The organism is Psychrobacter sp. T6-5 (genome assembly GCF_052258485.2).
Classification (GTDB): Bacteria; Pseudomonadota; Gammaproteobacteria; order Pseudomonadales; family Moraxellaceae; genus Psychrobacter.
On sequence record NZ_JBQQEY020000001.1, the window covers coordinates 730,845 to 748,739 of the forward strand.

A 17,895-nucleotide genomic window follows, 5' to 3' on the forward strand; every position below is an offset into this window, starting at 1 on the left:
GCATGCTGTATCAAATGTTTTGAGCTTTAGTGCTGGTTTCAGGGCCTGTCTCAAAATCAGCCAGCATGTCGGTGATGCGCTGATCTTTTTGACGCCAGATGTGTTCAACCCAGTCAAACATTTGCGCTTTTATTTCTTCATCATTTTCGTAGCCGCCTTGCTTAATTCCCTCAAACAACGCATCTGGTATATCGATATATCTTAGATCCACACCCAGACGTTTGATATTGCCTTTCCACAGATCGCTATAGCTTGGTACACCGTCAGGATAGACGATGGTCACATCCAGTATGCCATCGATATCCTCGCCTAGAGCGTTAATCGCAAGGGATAAGCCGCCAGCTCGTGGTTTTAGCAAGTGCGTATAAGGAGACTGCTGTTTGGCATGTTTGGCCTTGGTGAAGCGGGTGCCTTCTAGATAATTTAGCAAGGTGAATGGCTTGTCTTTTAGAAGGGCACAGGCACGCTTGGCCTCTTCGATATCTTTACCTTTGAGCGCAGGGTTTTTGGCGATGGCTTCTTTAGAGTGCCTGCGCATCATGGGGAAATCTAAAAAGTAAAAAGCTTGCCCAACGATAGGAATATAGATCAGCTCAAACTTAGTAAAGAAACGCGTCAATGGCAGGCGCTTTTCGCCAATATACTGCACGATGCTGGTATCGACCCAAGATTGATGGTTGCTGACCAGAAGGTATTTACCATCGATACGAATATCATCTGGTAAGCTGATACGCCAGTCTTTACGAGGCAGCATGTCATCGATTAGGGCACTATTGCTGCTGATCCAATAAGTCGCGATTTTGATGACCGCTTTATCTGCGATAGGCGCACCCGTAATGACCTTGCCGACACCCATTAACCACAAAGGAATACTACCACCGAAGCTATTGGCTGCAATGACGCCTGTTGCCGTGGCTAGAGAAACAGCTTTGCCCAGTTTAGGCGTGCGTTTATGTAGATTTCGAATGGTGGATGTCAGTCGCATGCTTGATCCTCTTGGTTCCGTTTAATTAATTAAGTAAGCCATATATTTCACAAGTCGATGTGTTCAAATATTGCCAAAACTGCTCATATGATTGATGATCAATAATCCAGTGAACTAAGCGCTAATCATAGAAAAATTACTGGTTAATCCCTGATAAAGCGGTCATTTGACGATGAGCAATTTGGTGACATAATTTTAGCAGAAACGTTTCGCAGTGTACGAGTGTAAACGTGACTAGTGATAGCAAGGAACAGCTATTGGATAGTTTAAATGCTAAGAAATACCGCAAAGTTAATCTGCACTTCTCATACATAGGTGTGACAAAATATTACACAGAGTTAGATTGTAATTGCCATAATAATGACGAAAGTAAATAAGTACTTAATAAGATTAACGGACAATCTTGATAAAGCACGATTTATAATATTTTTAAACTTATAGAGGAAATATCATGCGTAATACATTATTAATTGCAGCAGTAGCATCAGGTCTAGCACTTAGCGGTTGTACGACTGATCCAAACACTGGGCAGCAACGTTTGAACAAAGCGGCTCTAGGTGGTTTGGTTGGTGCAGCAGGTGGCGCAACTATCTCAAAAGCAACAGGTGGCGACAAAACTGGTCGTGATGCTGCTATTGGTGCTGCATTGGGTGCTGGCGTTGGTTACTACATGGAACGTCAAGCTCGTCAGCTTGAGCAGCAAATGGCTGGTACAGGCGTGACTGTTAACCAAAACCCAACTACTGGTAACATCGATCTTGTTATGCCAGGTAGCATCACTTTCTCGTTTGATGATGCAACGCTTAACTCATCATTCAAGCCAACGCTAGATAAGCTTGCTTCAACCATGAACCAGTATAACCAGAACACAATCACGATTGCTGGTCACACTGATAGCCAAGGTTCAGCATCTTACAACATGGGTCTGTCACGTGACCGTGCTTACTCAGTTGCTAACTACCTAACTGCTCGCGGTGTTGCTTCTAACCGTATCAACGTAGTCGCTTATGGCGAGTCACGTCCAGTTGCTACTAACAACACTGAATCTGGTCGTCAGCAAAACCGCCGTGTTGAGCTAACGGTTAATGCACCACAAAGCGTCAACTAATCGACAGTTCCATATAACTGTTTGGTAGGTGCGAATGATTTTCACGCACTTATCTAGCAAAAAGAGTCAGCAATATGCTGGCTCTTTTTTTGTGCGCTAAATTTTGATTGATCAAACTAGATAGTTAGAAAAGTGCGAGTATAATGTCTGCTGTCTAAAACAGAATAGTACTCGTTTAGCGTTTGATAACATTTTATAAAATCATCATAAAGATTAATGATTATTAATATAAAATTAAGTATTGATAATGATTATCAATAACACTATAATTTGTTAGTGTTTTATTACTGAATAGTTACAAGCTTGATAATATGCGATAAGCATAGATATACGAGATCAAATCAGCTGATTAAGGCGTGATTTGATAATCGATATGATGGAAGCCATTTAACCAAAACGAATTTTGCTATCTCTTTGAGGATTTGTATGACGATTACCACAGAAACACGCCGTAAGATTTTACCAACTACTTTAGCTGTTGCACTTACAGGATTGCTAATGGTATCGGGCTGTACCAAAAAAACCGAAGAAGACACTACTGCTACTGAGACGCAGAAAGAGGTTGTAAGCACAGAAACAGGCGACAATACAGAGATATCAGCTGCCGAAAAAGCACATATTGATAGACTGATTATCAGCTATGCAAACATGGCACACGCCGCTTATAAAGACTCGCTAGATACTGCTAAGGTATTACAAGCAGCGGTAGATACCTATGTTGCGACGCCAACTCAAGCCAACCTTGATGCGGCAAAAGCTGCCTATAAAGCTGCGCGCCAGCCGTACTCACAGACGGAAATCTTTCGTTTTGATGAAGGGTTTGTGACGGCAAATGATAAGCGCGCTATCAATAGCATTGATAGCTGGGAAGGTCAGATCAATGCTTGGCCACTAGATGAAGCGCTGATTGATTATGTCAGTGATGACTATGAAGGCGAATACAACAGTCAAGAAAACATCATCAATAGCGACAGCATTACGGTCGGTAGTGCCAAGCAAGATACCAGCACAATTACACCTGAGCTGCTTGCAGAAATGAACGAGATCGGTGGTAGCGAAGCCAATGTAACGACTGGCTACCATGCGATTGAGTTTATGCTATGGGGTCAAGATACCAATGGCATAAAAGAAGGCGCGGGTAATCGCCCAGTCACCGACTATACGACAGAAGATGGACAATGTACCAGCGGGGATACGGTCAATGAAGATGTCAGTATTTGTGAGCGCCGCGGTGAGTTCTTAAAAGCCGCCACTCAACTACTGGTGGATGATTTGACGGCGATGGAAGCCCAGTGGCAGCCTGATACCGAAAATACTTTACGCAGTGATTTGATGGCGCGTAAATATGACAATGGCCTGCGTCAAATCATGTACCAAATGGGTAGTTTAGCATTGGGTGAGTTGGCTTCTGAGCGTATGCAGGTCGCTTTTGTCACAGGGTCTACCGAAGATGAGCACGAATGCTTTAGTGACTTGACGCATCTCAGCTATGCCAACAATGCCCGCGGTATCCAAAATGTCTTTAATGGTAGCTACCAGACAGTCGCTGGTAAAACAGTCGGTGGCTATGGTATTAAAGACTATCTCGTTGACAGCGGTCATGTAGAGGAAGCTGATAAATTGGCTGCTGACTTTAGTAAAGTCGAAGGTGCATTCAACGTCATGGTTGAAAAGGGCGAGAAAGAAGGGATTAAGATTGACCAAATGATTGCAACGGTTGGTCAAGCGAGTCAAGAAGGTGTCTCTGCTGAAGAGCAAAATATCCGTCGTGGCTGGGTAGAAGCGGGTATTAATAGCTTGCAAGAACTGACCGCTGGTATCGAAAATGCCGCAAAAGCCGTTGGTATTGATAATCTTGATGCAGATGCAGGGTCACAGTTTTAAGCTCACTTTTATAAAATATAGATTGGATCTCATATATACGTTGTCGATTACGGTCGGCAACGTATTTTTGCAAGTATCAAAATAGGCCGATAGGTCGGTGTTCCGAACCAAAAGGTCGATGACAGTCTACGATATGATTGTCATCGACTTTCATGGTTCTAGTCTAAAACCAAGGCACTTAATTTTTATGAAAGCCATTTATACCAAATCTTCTGCTTTTCTTTTCTCCTTTAGCATAATACAAAATTTGCCATCCAAACTTGCACTTATGATGATGGGTACGGTAGCATTGAGCGCATGTCAACCGGCTGATAGCGTGTCGAATGAGACCTCGGACAATGAGAGTAATATAAGTACCAGTGAAACAGCTCAACCGCTCACCTCTGAACGTACCGAAAATATCGAAGCACTGGCTGGTGTGCCGATGCAGCAACTGGTCAGTTTTGATCCTCAAGAGATCAAGCAGGGTGGCAACTCTGGTATCAGTATTACCAGTGCTGAAAGCTACTCTAAGCCTTCATCAAATCTAACGGCGTCGCGTAAGGGCTCGTTTTTCATTGGTAATGCATTCTTTAAGCAGCCTTGGGTCGTCGCTCCTGCCAGTACCGACAGTCGAGATGGGCTTGGTGCGCTATTCAATGTTGCCGCTTGTCAGTCTTGCCATATAAAAGATGGTCGTGGTCATGCGCCGATGACTGCCGATGATGACGCGGACAGTTTATTGCTTCGTCTCTCTATGCCAGCAACGACGGATGAGCAGCGACAACAGCTACAGGATTCGCTTATTGAAAAGGTTGTTCACCCTATGTATGGTGGACAATTGCAAGACCGCGGTATTCAGGGCGTACCTGCTGAAGCCAGAATTGCGGTGCAGTGGACAGATAAGCCAGTCACCTTTGCTGATGGGCATGTTGAGACACTGCGTGCGCCAACCTTTAATCTGACTAACCCTGGTTATGGCGCTTTTGATGAGGCGATGATGGTATCACCGCGAGTGGCGCTGCCGATGATTGGGCTTGGGCTACTAGAGCAAATACCTGATGATGATATTAAGAAACAAGCAAACAATAAGGGTAATAGCGACATTAGTGGTAAGTTCAATTGGGTAATGGATCCACAGACTGGCAAACGTGCGCTTGGACGTTTTGGCTGGAAAGCCGGTCAAACCAAACTGATTACTCAAAATCAAAGTGCCTTTAACGAAGACATGGGTTTGACGTCAAACATTCGTCCTCATGAATCCTGTATGCCGACCCAGACCGCATGCTTAAATGCGACAACAGGTGCTGATGAGCAAGGCAATGGCAAACCGCCTGTAGAAGTGAATGATGATGTGGCTAAGTTTGTGGAGTTTTATACCCGTAATTTGGCAGTGCCGCATCGCCGCAATGCGGATAATGAGCTTGTGCTGGCGGGCAAAAAGCGATTTTATGACATGGGCTGTCAAAGCTGCCATACACCAAGATATCAGTTGCCAAAAACTGACGATGATCATCTTGAGCAGCATGGACAAGTAATTTATCCTTACACCGATTTATTGCTGCACGACATGGGTGATGCTCTCGCTGATCGTACCATCGCAGGTAAGCTACCACCAAAAGACGCTCAAGTTGAGTTTTTAGCCAATTCTTATGAATGGCGTACGCCCGCACTTTGGGGCGTGGGACTTGCGCAAACGGTTGATCCACAAGCGACGTTTTTACATGATGGACGCGCTCGCACGCTGATGGAAGCGGTTCTTTGGCACGGCGGAGAAGCCGAAAAGCAACAGCAACAAGTATTGAAATTAGACAAGCAAGGTCGCGCCGAGCTAAATGCGTTCCTAAAGTCGTTATAATAAGGTCGCTATAATAAAGTCACTGTAATAAATTCATTATAAAAACGCTATAAATTACTACCTATAACATTACCGAGAAATCTATGAAAATAAATCACGCTTTGGCGATGGCGCTGTCTGCATTGAGTGCCGGGCTGCTGATCAGCTGTGTCAAACCTGCCGACGACAACAAATCTGCAGAGGTGGATAGTCAAGAAGTTGCACAGAATAATTCGACTACTGACGGCTCAGCAGAAAGCAGTAAGGAAAGCACTGAGCAGATCGTTGCGGTAGATATCAGCCCTGAGACTCAAAAAACGTATTTGACGCATGTGGCAGATGATATCGTGATTCCTGCGTATGCTGATGCAGCAAAGCAAAGTGATCTATTAAATGAACTAGCGCAGAAACATTGTCAGCAAGCACCAGTCAGCGGCGCTGAACTACAAGCATTACGCGCGCAGTGGCTAGTATTGGCACAAGCATGGTCGAGTGCTGAGATGATTAATTTTGGTCCTGCGACTGCCAGTATGAGCAATCTGTACATCAACTATTATCCTGATGAGCGCGGACTCGTACACAGTGGGGTGGCTGATTTGATTGCTGCCAATCCAAAGCTAACGCCAGAGCAGCTCGCGGGCGAGAGCGCTATCGTGCAAGGTGTACCAGGATTGGAAGAAGCCTTGTTTGCCAATGAGAGCTTGAATGCTGGACAATGTGCTTACGTAATTAGTGCCAGTAGTGCGTTGAGCACACGCCTAAAAGACATCGAGAAAAACTGGCAGCAAAACGCTACTGAGTTGCTGGCGATAGATCAAACAGCAGAGAGCGATAAGGGGTTAAATCAGTGGATCAACTCTCTACTGTCACTGGTTGAGACCATGAAATCTAACGCCATTGACCAGCCACTCGGTCTGACGGGTAAAGCAAAAGGCCATTTGCCAGCGGCTACTGCTGGTCAAAGCCGCGCTATTATCAATGCAAAACTAGACGCCATCAACAAAGCCATGACGGATCCCGTATTGACAGCGATACTTAATAGCAATGATGAGAGCACAGTCGCTAATAATCTATCGACGGCACTGGCTGACACAACGACCCTCTTGGCACAAATGCCAGAAGATTTATCAGCCGCAAATAAAGACGATCAGCAGGCCCTATATGACCATCTCACTACCGTCACTCGCTTGATTAAACGTGAGCTAATCCCAGCACTCGGTATCCGTGTGGGCTTTAATAGCACCGATGGCGATTAAGTGATGTTTATTACTAAAAGCAATACGATGTCAGAAGATGAGCGTCATGACAGATCAGATGGGCCAAAAGCCAGTTCAGTAAGCCGTGAGCTCCTAACGACGTCCATGCTCACGGCAGTCGGCACCGCAGCGCTGATCGGTATTCACCATCGTTATCGTAAGCAGCAGCATCCAGATGCCAATCTACAAGATTATGTGACAGGTATTCGAGCGCAGTTGCAAGCATTGCAGTCGGGCGCTGGGTCAACGCCAAACCTCAGACGTTTTCGCTATGCTTGTCAGCAAGCAGCGGTGACATGGCAGCAGGCTTATCATCATGTTATAGATGATAATGAGAGTGACGTGCTTGATCTTACTGCTATGCATACGACGACGATGCTCGCACGGCCTGTTCGCTGGGTCAGCGGTGTTGCATCTATGCCAAAAAATACCGCTTCATTGAATCAAAATGAGCATGACTTTGGCGTGGTAGGTATTGATACCAATAGACAAATCGTTTGGCAGACGACCATGCCTGAGCGCGTCCATGATATCGTCGTTCAACCTGTACCTGTTAATGTACCGGATTCTCAATCTCAACATAGCGATGCCGACCACAGCCGTGACGTCGTCGTAATGGGTCGTCGTCCAAGCGAAAGGTTCTGGGTACTGAGTACCTCAAATGGACAGGTGCAGTATGCGATCAAAGCGGATTTAAACCGTCATTTTTATGGTCATGCTTGTTATAGCTTAGATGGAAAGTTGCTCTACGTAACTGAAAATGACACAGTGAGTCTGGCAGGTAAAATTGGTATCTATGATGCTAACGATGCTTATAAAAAAGTAGCAGAGTTTGACTCCTATGGTATCGGGCCGCATGAACTGATTATGCATCCTGATAGCGAAACGCTAGTCATTGCAAATGGGGGCATCAAAACCGAGCAGGCTTCGCGTGAAGAGCTAAATTTAGATACCATGCGACCATCGCTGGTCTACCTGAATCGTCATGATGGCAAACTGCTTGAGCAAGTGACTCCCGAGCATAATCAGATGAGTATACGCCATTTAGCCATGCACAATGATGGCACTGTCATGATCGGTATTCAGTTCCAAGGCGAAAAGCACATCAATGTACCGTTGGTACTGACTCACCAGCGCGGTGATGTCAGCTTTACGCCCCTGACTATGCCGAATAATCAATGGCAACGTTTTCACCAATATATCGCAAGCGTAGCCGTCGATAGCGACCGTAATTTGCTCTGTGTGACCACTCCGATTGGGGGCTGTGCAGCGATTTATGATTTGCACACTCGTGAATTGATTGACGATGTGAGTTTGCCAGATTGTGCAGGGGCATCCGTCCTATCCAGTGCTAGTAGCTCAGCTAACAAAGTCGACAATTCCATCGAGTCATCAGGATTTATCGTGAGTGATGGGCAAGGGCAGTTAACAGCGTTAAGAGTAAGTGTTTCTTCAGAAGTTAAATTAGACGCAAACGATGCTGAACAACATGCTCGTATTATAAAGGATAGTAAGTTGCATATGATGTCCTTTGATAACCATTTACAAGCGTTATAGTACGTAGCCATCGGTACAGTTACTGTCATTGAGGAGATGAAGCATCAGCCTAGAGATCCGTTTAGACACTGTTAGACAGCAGCTCGCACAGGCAAGCATTGAGCTGCATATCAGCAAAAAACGTGTCAAAAATATCAATTTTCGTTTAAAGCCTCATACGTTGATGGTCTCTGTACCAATCCATACCAGCGCGCCGCAAATACTTTATGCTGTTGCCAAGCGAGTGCCTTGGGCGATTGCGCATCACCCGCAAGTACTAGAACAGCACCAGCGTAAACAAAGCGCGCCACTAGATCCTATAACTGCTAAGAACCCTGTTTATCTATGGGGCAATGAGCAGACCTTTATGTTAAGTCATGATGAAAAAATAGCATACTATCGCCAGCAGCTCTCCGATGTCATGCCGTCGTTATTTGAGAAATGGCAGCCAATCGTTGGTGCGTATGCCAAGGAGATAAGGCTAAAAAAAATGCACACACGCTGGGGTAGTTGCAACACGCGCGCGAAGCGAATTTGGTTGTCCGCTTATCTCCCTGCTTACCCTATTGAATGCACCGAGTATGTGATCGTCCATGAACTATGCCATTTGCATCATGCCAATCATAGTCATGCGTTCTGGCAAACGGTGGCGACCGCGATGCCAGATTATCAGCAATGGCATAATATGTTGGCAGGCAAGGCAGGGCAGTTGGATTAAATATACTATCTAAGTGATATAGATAATTTTAATAATCCTGATATGATAAGAAATAACGATACAAATTGTTTCGTTTAAACAATATTTTTATATACAAGGATGTCAGATGGAAAACGTTAACCAAGCTGAGTTTTGGCAGGAGCGCTATGAGAAAAACAGTACTGGCTGGGATATGGGACAAGTATCGCCACCGCTCAAAGCTTATATTGACCAGCTGCCTGAAAATGCCAAGGATGAGGCGATACTCGTACCAGGTGCTGGTAACGCTTACGAGGTAGGCTATCTATATGAGCAAGGGTTTACCAATGTCACGTTGGTCGATTTTGCGCCAGCGCCGATTGAAGCCTTTGCTAAGCGTTATCCTGATTTTCCATCTGAGCAATTAATGTGTGCAGACTTTTTTAGTTTATCAGCTGAGCAGTACCAATTTGATTGGATACTGGAGCAGACGTTTTTTTGTGCGATTAATCCAGTGCGACGTGATGAGTATGTGCAGCAGATGGCAAAGTTACTAAAACCACAAGGCAAGCTGGTGGGATTGTTATTTGATACTGACTTTGGACGAGAGGAACCACCATTTGGTGGCACTAAGGAAGAGTACCAGCAGCGTTTTCAAAGCCATTTTGATATCGATATTATGGAACCTAGTTATAATTCGCATCCAGCACGGCAAGGCAGTGAGTTATTTATAAAGCTGCGAGCGAAATAAGCTCGCAGTTGATATTGTCCCGAGCTTGTGTTTCTAATTGCCTATAGTAATAATCAGTCAGATAGAGTTTGGGATGCGCTAATAGTCCTTTTAACACCGCGATACGACCATTACGGTAATTGTCATCTGAAACATGCGCATACTCTTGACGTATCGCTTGTGTATATTGTTGGTATATAGGCCAAGGCGCACCCAAAATACTCAAGTCCATATCCAATAAGTATGCCGCATCACTGTATTTAACACTATATATCGACTCATCTATTTGATGATTGGCAGTCATCATGATGAGTGCGTAGATATGTTGGCACTGCTCTGGGCTTAGATAAGAACTCAACGCGTCTACTGCATATTCAGCGCTTTTTTGCTCATTATCTGAGCGTGTGGGGTCGTATATCACATCATGATAATACAGTGCCAACGCCACAATATGCGGCTTAGACAGATGATGCTTGATACTATCAAACTGTACCAATAACTGCTCAATATGACTAAGGGTATGATAAGCACGTTGTGGTTCACCATAGCGCACAGAGATATTTTGCCAGAGCGCTTGTGCTTCGTCTGGCGTCACATCACTATTAAGAGCAGACAAGCATAAGTAAAAACGATTGCCTAGATCCATATTTATGAGTGGCAATTCATTCATAGTTAACCTCTTTTGGTTGCCACTTATTTTGTATTAGCCGCATCTTTAAACGCTTTATTAAATACTTCTCCCAGCAGGCTAACATCGTCGACACGCGCATAGTTTAAGCGGGTGACAAAAGCAATATGACGGTGCGGCCCTTCTTCAGCCAGTGGTACGGCGACGGCATTTTGATTTTGCAGGTGCAACTGATCGAGTGCCATTTCAGGAACTAGTGTCGTACCCATATTGGCGAGCGCCATTTGAATCAGCGTGTTTAGACTGGCATCCGAGAAGCTTGACTTCATCTGTGCACGGTCAAAATGACAGACAGACAGCGTTTGATCAGTTAGGCAGTGGCCTTCACCAAGGAGCATAAGATTGGCAGTGGCCAGCTCGTCAGCGTTGATTGTGTCAAGCTTGGCATGAATGTCGTCTTTTGGGAACACCGCAAAAAAATCTTCACTCCAAAACTCAAAACTGTGCAGGCCATCTACAGCATACGGCAGCGCAATGATAGCGGTATCGATATGACCGTAGCGCACTTGTTCGAGCAACCGCTCGGTTTGCTGCTCAACGATGGTCATGCGGAACTCTGGATACTGAGCACGCAGGGCTGGTAGAACCTTTGGTAGCAAGTAAGGCGCAATCGTGGGAATGATACCGACGGTCATAGGATAGGCCAGCGGCGTCTGATGGCTATGGGCACGCGTGGTCAAATCACTCACTTCAGAGAACACACGTTGCGCCCGTGTGAGGATTTCTTGACCGATAGGAGTAATCAGTACTTGCTTGTTATTACGCTCAAAAATCTGCGTATCTAACTGTTTTTCTAATTCTGCGATACCCAAGCTCAGGGCAGACTGCGAAATATTGCAATCTTCGGCAGCACGTTTGAAGTGACGATGCTTGGCCACGGCTAGGGCAAACTCAAGTTGTCGTAAAGTAATCATAAAACCTCTCTTTTAATGGGTTTTTAATGTAATTTATCATGTCAGCCAACCTTTATAAGGCAGCAAATGACCAGTTATGTACCAATGATAGGATATAGAGAGAATAGTTTAACAAGTTTAATAAAACAAAACATCACATTAAAAACTTTTAACTGGATTAACCATAGAATTCGCGTATAGTTTGTCGGGTAGCCCAGAAAGCTAAAGGGCTAGTTAAAAAATCCCTATAAATAATTTTAATTTACTTAACAAGAGAGGAGCCAATCATGGCGTCTATTATTAATCAAGCAATCCCAGAATTTTCAGCAGATGCATACGTAAACGGTGAGTTCAAAACCATCACCTCAGAAGACGTAAAAGGCAACTGGGCGATTTTCCTATTTTACCCAGCTGATTTCACTTTTGTTTGCCCAACTGAGCTAGAAGACATGGCTGCTCATTACGACGAGCTAAAAGGTTTGGGTGTTGAAGTATACTCAGTATCAACTGACACGCATTTCACGCATAAAGCATGGCATGATTCTTCAGAAGCAATCGGCAAAGTACAGTATCCAATGATCGGCGATCCTACTGGTAAAATCACTCGCGGCTTCAACGTCATGATTGAAGAAGCAGGTTTGGCTGAACGCGGTACGTTCTTAGTAGATCCTGATGGCTTGATCCAAGTTGCTGAGATTCATGCTGGCGGTATCGGTCGTAGCGCAAAAGACATGTTACGTAAAGTAAAAGCAGCTCAGTATGTTCGTGAAAACGACGGCGAAGTTTGCCCAGCAGCTTGGGAACAGGGCGGCGATACACTTAAGCCAAGTCTTGACCTAGTTGGTAAAATCTAAGTAGCTATTTGATTACTTAGATAAAGTAGTGCTGAATTTCATACTTCTATGGGAATCAGCTCTACAAATAAAGACCCCATTAACTGATGTTGATGGGGTCTTTTTATGGCGCTAGCTACAATCTTATGAGTCTTATTTGTTGATCATAAGCGTAGTAGGCGTAGTATCAGGCGCGAGATTGTTCTTTATTTTTATCAATAATCTTATAAATCTCGTCTTTGAGATGCAATTTACGCCGTTTCATTTGTTCTATTTCTTCTTCACGGCTGGCATGCTTCACTAGATCTTTTTCGAGGTAATTAATCTTTTGATCAAGCTCGGTATGCTCATCAAAAATACTCGCAAAATGACTGTCTTTGAGCTTCAGTTCGGCAATAATATCTCTGTTATCGTGGAAAGTATCTGTTTTTCTCATGTGTTCATCCTTGTCATGAAACGCAAGCTTGTCACAAGCAATCGCGTATGGTGTTAAAAAGACGGCCTAACTTAAGAACTATTCTCGATTGTAGCGAAAAAATAGCCTAGATACTATGGCTATTATCCACCAGTGTATTTGTATTTAATTAATTAAACCCATTAACGATTGGTTTTATAAAACGTAAGGTTTGAGTTTCTCAGCTTGCCCAAATGCTGCGAACACCTGATAATAGGGTCATTCAAGAGCGAAAGCTCGATATATACAATGTTTTTTATAAAATTATTAAGCGTAAGAATTTCATATTTAGGCGTGCAGCATGACAGTTGCCGTTACATATTCAGTCATAATGAGGAACAAACATGATAGATCAGAATTTATTAGACGCGGTTAAGACATATAGCGAAAACATGACGCGCCCGATTACTTTTGTATTGGGTAGCGGTGAGCACAGCAAACGCGCTGAACTCATTGATTTTTTGACCAAGATTGCTGGTACAACTGACAAAATTAACTTCGATGCAGAAGCGACTGATGACAGCTTACCAAGCGCGATTAGTTTTAAAGTAGTCAGTCATGTTGATGGAGAGACTGCTGACACAGGTATCGTATTCAGTGGTATTCCTGGTGGTCATGAGTTTACGTCATTGATTCTAGCCATTTTGCAAGCGGGTGGTCATACGCTGAAATTGGACGAAGGTATTCAAAAGCTGGTCAAGCGTTTTAATAAGCCATTACAGTTCCAGACCTACGTATCATTATCGTGCCATAGCTGCCCAGAAGTGGTTCAGGCGTTGAACCAATTTGCGCTACTAAACGATGGTATCAGCAATGAGATGATTGATGGCGCGCTATTCCAAGAGCAAGTAGAAGCAAACAAAATCCAAGGCGTACCAGCGGTATTCTTAAACGGAAAACCGTTTGCCAATGGTCTGATTGACACCGCAAAACTGATTGGAAAATTACAAGAGCAGTTCCCAGATTTGTTGGCAGACGTCGAAGACGACGCTGAGCAATTAGAGCAACAAGATGTCACTATCATTGGTGCAGGTCCTGCAGGCGTTGCAGCAGCCATTTATACCGCGCGTAAAGGTCTGAAAGTGACCATGGTTGCTGACCGTATCGGTGGACAGGTCAAAGACACGCAAGATATCGAAAACTTAATCTCTGTACCTTTAACCAATGGTACTGATTTGTCGACTAATTTCGTTAAGCACTTGGCTGAATACAACATCACGCTAAAAGAGCATGTAAGTGTAAAAGATATCGGCGAGACAGAAGAAGAAAACTACAGCATCAACCTAAATACCGGCGAGACGTTTGAAACTCGTAGTATCATCTTGGCGACAGGTGCCCAATGGCGTAAGCTTGGCGTACCAGGCGAAGAAGAAAACATCGGTAAAGGCGTGGCGTTTTGTGCTCACTGTGACGGTCCATTCTTCAAAGGTAAAGATATCTCAGTGATCGGCGGTGGCAACTCAGGCGTCGAGGCTGCGTTAGATTTGGCAGGTATTGTTAAGCACGTCACTGTATTAGAGTTCGCTGATGAGTTAAAAGCAGACCAGGTATTGATCAATAAGGCCAAAGAAAAATCCAATATTGAATTCATTACTGGTGCGGCGACGCAAGAGATTAAGGCGACTGATGGTAAGGTATCATCTATCGTCTATCAAGATCGCAGCACAGGTGAGACGCATGAGCGTGATTTATCAGGTGTGTTTGTACAAATCGGACTCGTACCAAACACTGGATTTGTCAAAGGCTTTGTCGATTTAAACCGCTTTGGCGAGATTGAGATTGATGAGCGCTGCCGCACCGATCGCAAAGGTATCTTTGCTTGCGGCGACGTGACCACCGTACCATTCAAGCAGATTAATATTGCGATGGGTGAGGGTAGTAAAGCAGCATTATCAGCGTTCGAATATTTGGTTATGCAGTAAGTTTTAGTATCAGAATTAGTCTCAGAAGAGAAAAGCCACCTTAATTGAGGTGGCTTTTTTTTGCGTTTTATAGGAATTTTTCTATAGAATAGCGCCTAAAGTTTAAAAACCAGTCATTTCGATGAGTGAATAAAGCAATTTCTCTCGAAAAATGTCATCATTTACGTTACAAATGCGCCATTTTCGTTACAAATACGGGTCTTAGATGCGATAATAAGCCCAATAAAACCTATCATAGCGTCATGAACTATAAGGAAAATAGGCATGGAATATATAGAATCTTTTTTTGCCCTAGTCGGGGATCTAACGTGGGGCTGGGCACTCGTGCCTATGTTAATTATTTTTGGTTTATTATTTACCATTGTGGGCAGGTTCGCTCAGTTTACATATTTTAAACGTATGTTCCGTGTGTTTAAGACGGATGAAGTAGGAGACGATGGAATTTCTGCCCGTCAGGCGTTGCTCGTGTCGATCGGTGGACGTGTTGGCGGCGGTAACATTGCTGGTGTTGCCGTTGCAATCTCTTTAGGTGGTCCTGGTGCGGTTTTTTGGATGTGGGTTGTAGCCCTCATCGGCATGATGACCAGTATTGTCGAGTGTAGCTTGGCTCAGCTGTACAAGCGCAGAGACAATGATGGTAATTTTCGCGGCGGCCCTGCAACCTATATCTTACACGGTCTAGGTAAAGATTATCGCTGGCTCGCTGTCATTTATGCGATCTCACTACTACTGTCTTTCTCTATTGGGTTTGTGGCGTTCCAAGGCAATACAGTAGCAGGTTCTGCGCTTGAGAGTTTCGGCATTGATCGCTGGATATCAGGTGCGGTACTGGTGGTTGCAGGCGGATTTATCGTTTTTGGCGGTATTCAGCGCATTGCAAAGGTCGCAGACGTTGTCATTCCTGTGATGGCGTTGATTTACATTGGTATGGCACTAATTATCATCGTGCTGAATATCACTGAACTGCCTGCACTGATGGCAATGATTGTCAAAAATGCATTCGGCATTGAATCTGTCGTCGGCGGCGGTATCGGTGTGGCGATTGAGCAAGGCATGAAGCGTGGTCTGTTCTCTAATGAGGCAGGTTTGGGTTCTGCGCCTAACATTGCCGCCACTGCTTATGCCACGCATCCAGTTAGTCAAGGTATCTCACAGTCACTATCAGTATTTATCGATACGATTGTTGTGTGTAGTGCTACGGCATTCATGATTTTGCTCAGCGGCGTTTATCAGCCAGGTGCCGAAGTTGATGGTATTGTACTAGCGCAGCAAGCGCTCACCGCTCAGCTAGGTGATTGGTCACAGTACGTGTTAACCATCTCGCTACTATTGTTTGCATTAAGCTCGATCATGTATAACTACTACATGGGCGAAAATGCGATTAACTTCTTAGTTAAGAAGAATATTAAAGCAGCGACCTTGGTATTACGCATTGTGGTGATTGCGATCTTGTTCTTGGGCGCGGTAGCACCTGCGGCAACCACTGTCTTCTTCTTCGCTGATCCATTGATGGGCGTACTCGCACTAGCCAACTTGCTGGCCTTGATTATGCTGTTCCCACGTGCCAAGCGCTTACTTGACGATTTTGCCCGTCAATTAAAATCAGGCGTCAAAGAGCCGTTATTCGATGCGCAAGAGTATGAGAAATTAGATCTCGATCTGAGTGCATGGGGCAAAAAAGCAGTAAAAGAGGCGTTAGAGCAAAAGCAGTAAAACGTTATGCTTGAAGTCTTATCAAACAAAAAACCACTTTAGCTAAGCTAAAGTGGTTTTTTTATGTAAGCAGTTATTGGCTCGCTAAAACACCCGATAACGAGACAATCTCACCGGCTTCATCTTCTTCAATAATCCGTGTTTCTTCTAGCGCTGACGCTCGCCATGCTTGCATGTGCGGATGATTCAGCATGGTCTGGCAGTACTGCTTGGTAAGCGGTTGCAAAGTGATATTGGACGCATCAGCATAGGTTTGTAATCGCAGTACCACTGGGGCGAAAAAAACATCAGCTACTGTAAACTGTCCAAACAAATAACTGTTCGTCGAACGTCCCTTTAAGCAATCGGCAAAAATAGCCTCAATACGAGCAATATCAGATAAGCACGCCTCACTTGGGTGTATTTTAGCAGTTGCTCTGATATTCATCGGCATCTCATTACGAATACCTGATAATCCTGAATGCATCTCAGCAATGATGCTTTGGCAATAAGCGCTGTTTATTCTGTTCTGACTATCATTTTTTGATTTAGCGTCAGATTTTTTGATGCCTGTCCAAATATTGATATCCGTAAAATACTCATTAATATGTATCGCAATGGCTAATGTATCCCAAACAGTGACTTTTTCATCGTCTTCACCATAGACCAATACAGGGACTTTTCCTGTTGGTGAATGCGCCTCAAGTATTGGGCGGGCTGAGGGATCAAACAACTCAATCAGCTGCTCGTCAAAATCAACGCTAAATGCTTTTAGCAATAGCCACGCCCGTAGCGACCAAGAGGAGTAGTTTTTGTTACCGATGATCAGTAGTGGTTTTTGCATCATATAGTCCTATCAAGCCATGTCTATAAAATTTTATTATGTACTCAATATTGAGAATTAACCAGTCTATAACTTGTGTGATATCTCTATCATTTAAATGATATTCCAAAAAAAGCCCATCCAATATGTGGACGGGCGTTTTTATTTTCAGCGGTAGCAAGTTTTATTAGCTTAATAACAAGCTAGTCATCTAACAAATCCATCTGCTTGGCGGCTTCATAGATACCGTTCGAGCGATTACCCGTACGGCAAAAGATCAGCATTGGCTGCTCAGCTTGATTGAAGAAATCTGCAAATGCTTCAACGTGAGTTTGATTCAGCTCGTTACCTGCAAATGAGATTTCTTTATACGCAAGTCCTGCTTCTTTAGCAGCAGCTTCAATCTCTGCGCTAGTTGGTTGACCAGGCTCTTCGCCATCTGGACGATTATTGATGATGGTTTTAAAGCCATTTTCGGCAATCATAGGGACTTGGTCAGGGGTGATCTGTCCGGTAAAGCTAACTTCATGGCTCATGGGAGCTCCTTTTTTATTGGTTCAGTTGGTGGTGTAAAATACGTTGGTGATTGAGACAAAACG

The 17,895-nt window shown here is 44.2% G+C and carries 16 protein-coding genes; 10 read left to right on the forward strand and 6 right to left on the reverse strand.

The window, feature by feature from the left end; genetic code table 11:
* Positions 1-10: 10 nt before the first annotated feature.
* Positions 11-985 carry a 1-acylglycerol-3-phosphate O-acyltransferase, YihG family gene (gene yihG, locus ACTXGK_RS17740; protein ID WP_443515895.1) on the reverse strand — a complete coding sequence of 325 codons (975 nt, stop codon included), beginning with the start codon at positions 983-985 and terminating at the stop codon, positions 11-13.
* A 451-nt stretch (positions 986-1,436) separates the two neighbouring features.
* On the opposite strand from yihG, the gene ACTXGK_RS17745 reads away from it, so the two are divergent.
* From ACTXGK_RS17745 to ACTXGK_RS17775, 7 genes are all read left to right on the forward strand, one after another.
* Complete coding sequence (locus ACTXGK_RS17745) at positions 1,437-2,093, forward strand: YiaD family glycine zipper/OmpA-like lipoprotein (protein WP_201597918.1); 657 nt, start codon at positions 1,437-1,439, stop codon at positions 2,091-2,093.
* A gap of 426 nt (positions 2,094-2,519) precedes the next feature.
* Positions 2,520-3,977 (forward strand): imelysin family protein, encoded by a 1,458-nt coding sequence (locus ACTXGK_RS17750; protein WP_443515893.1) that lies wholly within the window; start codon positions 2,520-2,522, stop codon positions 3,975-3,977.
* Between the two features lie 187 nt (positions 3,978-4,164).
* On the forward strand, positions 4,165-5,814 hold the full coding sequence (locus ACTXGK_RS17755) for a di-heme oxidoreductase family protein (protein ID WP_443515891.1): 1,650 nt from the start codon (positions 4,165-4,167) through the stop codon (positions 5,812-5,814).
* Positions 5,815-5,897: 83 nt separating this feature from the next.
* Positions 5,898-7,049: an imelysin family protein gene (locus tag ACTXGK_RS17760; RefSeq protein WP_443515889.1), complete on the forward strand. Its 1,152-nt coding sequence runs from the start codon at positions 5,898-5,900 to the stop codon at positions 7,047-7,049.
* Positions 7,050-7,052: 3 nt separating this feature from the next.
* Positions 7,053-8,606 (forward strand): DUF1513 domain-containing protein, encoded by a 1,554-nt coding sequence (locus ACTXGK_RS17765; RefSeq protein ID WP_443515887.1) that lies wholly within the window; start codon positions 7,053-7,055, stop codon positions 8,604-8,606.
* A gap of 163 nt (positions 8,607-8,769) precedes the next feature.
* The gene (locus tag ACTXGK_RS17770; protein ID WP_443515886.1) at positions 8,770-9,303 is read left to right on the forward strand and encodes a M48 family metallopeptidase; all 534 of its coding nucleotides are present in this window, start codon (positions 8,770-8,772) and stop codon (positions 9,301-9,303) included.
* Between the two features lie 106 nt (positions 9,304-9,409).
* Positions 9,410-10,012 carry a methyltransferase domain-containing protein gene (locus ACTXGK_RS17775; RefSeq protein WP_443515884.1) on the forward strand — a complete coding sequence of 201 codons (603 nt, stop codon included), beginning with the start codon at positions 9,410-9,412 and terminating at the stop codon, positions 10,010-10,012.
* On the opposite strand, the gene ACTXGK_RS17780 is transcribed toward ACTXGK_RS17775, so the two are convergent.
* The gene (locus ACTXGK_RS17780) at positions 9,990-10,661 is read right to left on the reverse strand and encodes an HD domain-containing protein (protein WP_443515883.1); all 672 of its coding nucleotides are present in this window, start codon (positions 10,659-10,661) and stop codon (positions 9,990-9,992) included. The two genes, ACTXGK_RS17775 and ACTXGK_RS17780, sit on opposite strands and share 23 nt — an antisense overlap.
* A gap of 23 nt (positions 10,662-10,684) precedes the next feature.
* The gene (locus tag ACTXGK_RS17785; protein ID WP_443515882.1) at positions 10,685-11,593 is read right to left on the reverse strand and encodes a hydrogen peroxide-inducible genes activator; all 909 of its coding nucleotides are present in this window, start codon (positions 11,591-11,593) and stop codon (positions 10,685-10,687) included.
* A gap of 266 nt (positions 11,594-11,859) precedes the next feature.
* Between ACTXGK_RS17785 and ahpC the strand changes: the two genes are divergently transcribed.
* Positions 11,860-12,426, forward strand: a complete 567-nt coding sequence (gene ahpC / locus ACTXGK_RS17790; protein ID WP_058025494.1) for an alkyl hydroperoxide reductase subunit C — start codon at positions 11,860-11,862, stop codon at positions 12,424-12,426.
* A 166-nt stretch (positions 12,427-12,592) separates the two neighbouring features.
* On the opposite strand, the gene ACTXGK_RS17795 is transcribed toward ahpC, so the two are convergent.
* The gene (locus ACTXGK_RS17795) at positions 12,593-12,841 is read right to left on the reverse strand and encodes an HP1242/YdcH family protein (protein WP_240365428.1); all 249 of its coding nucleotides are present in this window, start codon (positions 12,839-12,841) and stop codon (positions 12,593-12,595) included.
* A 362-nt stretch (positions 12,842-13,203) separates the two neighbouring features.
* Here ACTXGK_RS17795 and ahpF point away from each other — a divergent pair, with 362 nt between their 5' ends.
* Positions 13,204-14,781, forward strand: a complete 1,578-nt coding sequence (gene ahpF, locus ACTXGK_RS17800) for an alkyl hydroperoxide reductase subunit F (protein WP_443515879.1) — start codon at positions 13,204-13,206, stop codon at positions 14,779-14,781.
* 264 nt (positions 14,782-15,045) lie between these two features.
* Entirely contained in the window at positions 15,046-16,494 is a 1,449-nt protein-coding gene (locus ACTXGK_RS17805) for an alanine/glycine:cation symporter family protein (protein WP_201597942.1), read from the forward strand.
* Positions 16,495-16,567: 73 nt separating this feature from the next.
* Here ACTXGK_RS17805 and ACTXGK_RS17810 read toward each other — a convergent pair whose 3' ends face one another.
* Both ACTXGK_RS17810 and ACTXGK_RS17815 read right to left on the reverse strand, forming a co-directional pair.
* A complete protein-coding gene (locus tag ACTXGK_RS17810; RefSeq protein ID WP_443515877.1) occupies positions 16,568-17,320 on the reverse strand; it encodes a glutathione S-transferase family protein in 753 nt (250 codons plus the stop codon).
* Between the two features lie 179 nt (positions 17,321-17,499).
* On the reverse strand, positions 17,500-17,832 hold the full coding sequence (locus ACTXGK_RS17815; protein WP_443515876.1) for a protein tyrosine phosphatase family protein: 333 nt from the start codon (positions 17,830-17,832) through the stop codon (positions 17,500-17,502).
* Between the last annotated feature and the right edge of the window lie 63 nt (positions 17,833-17,895).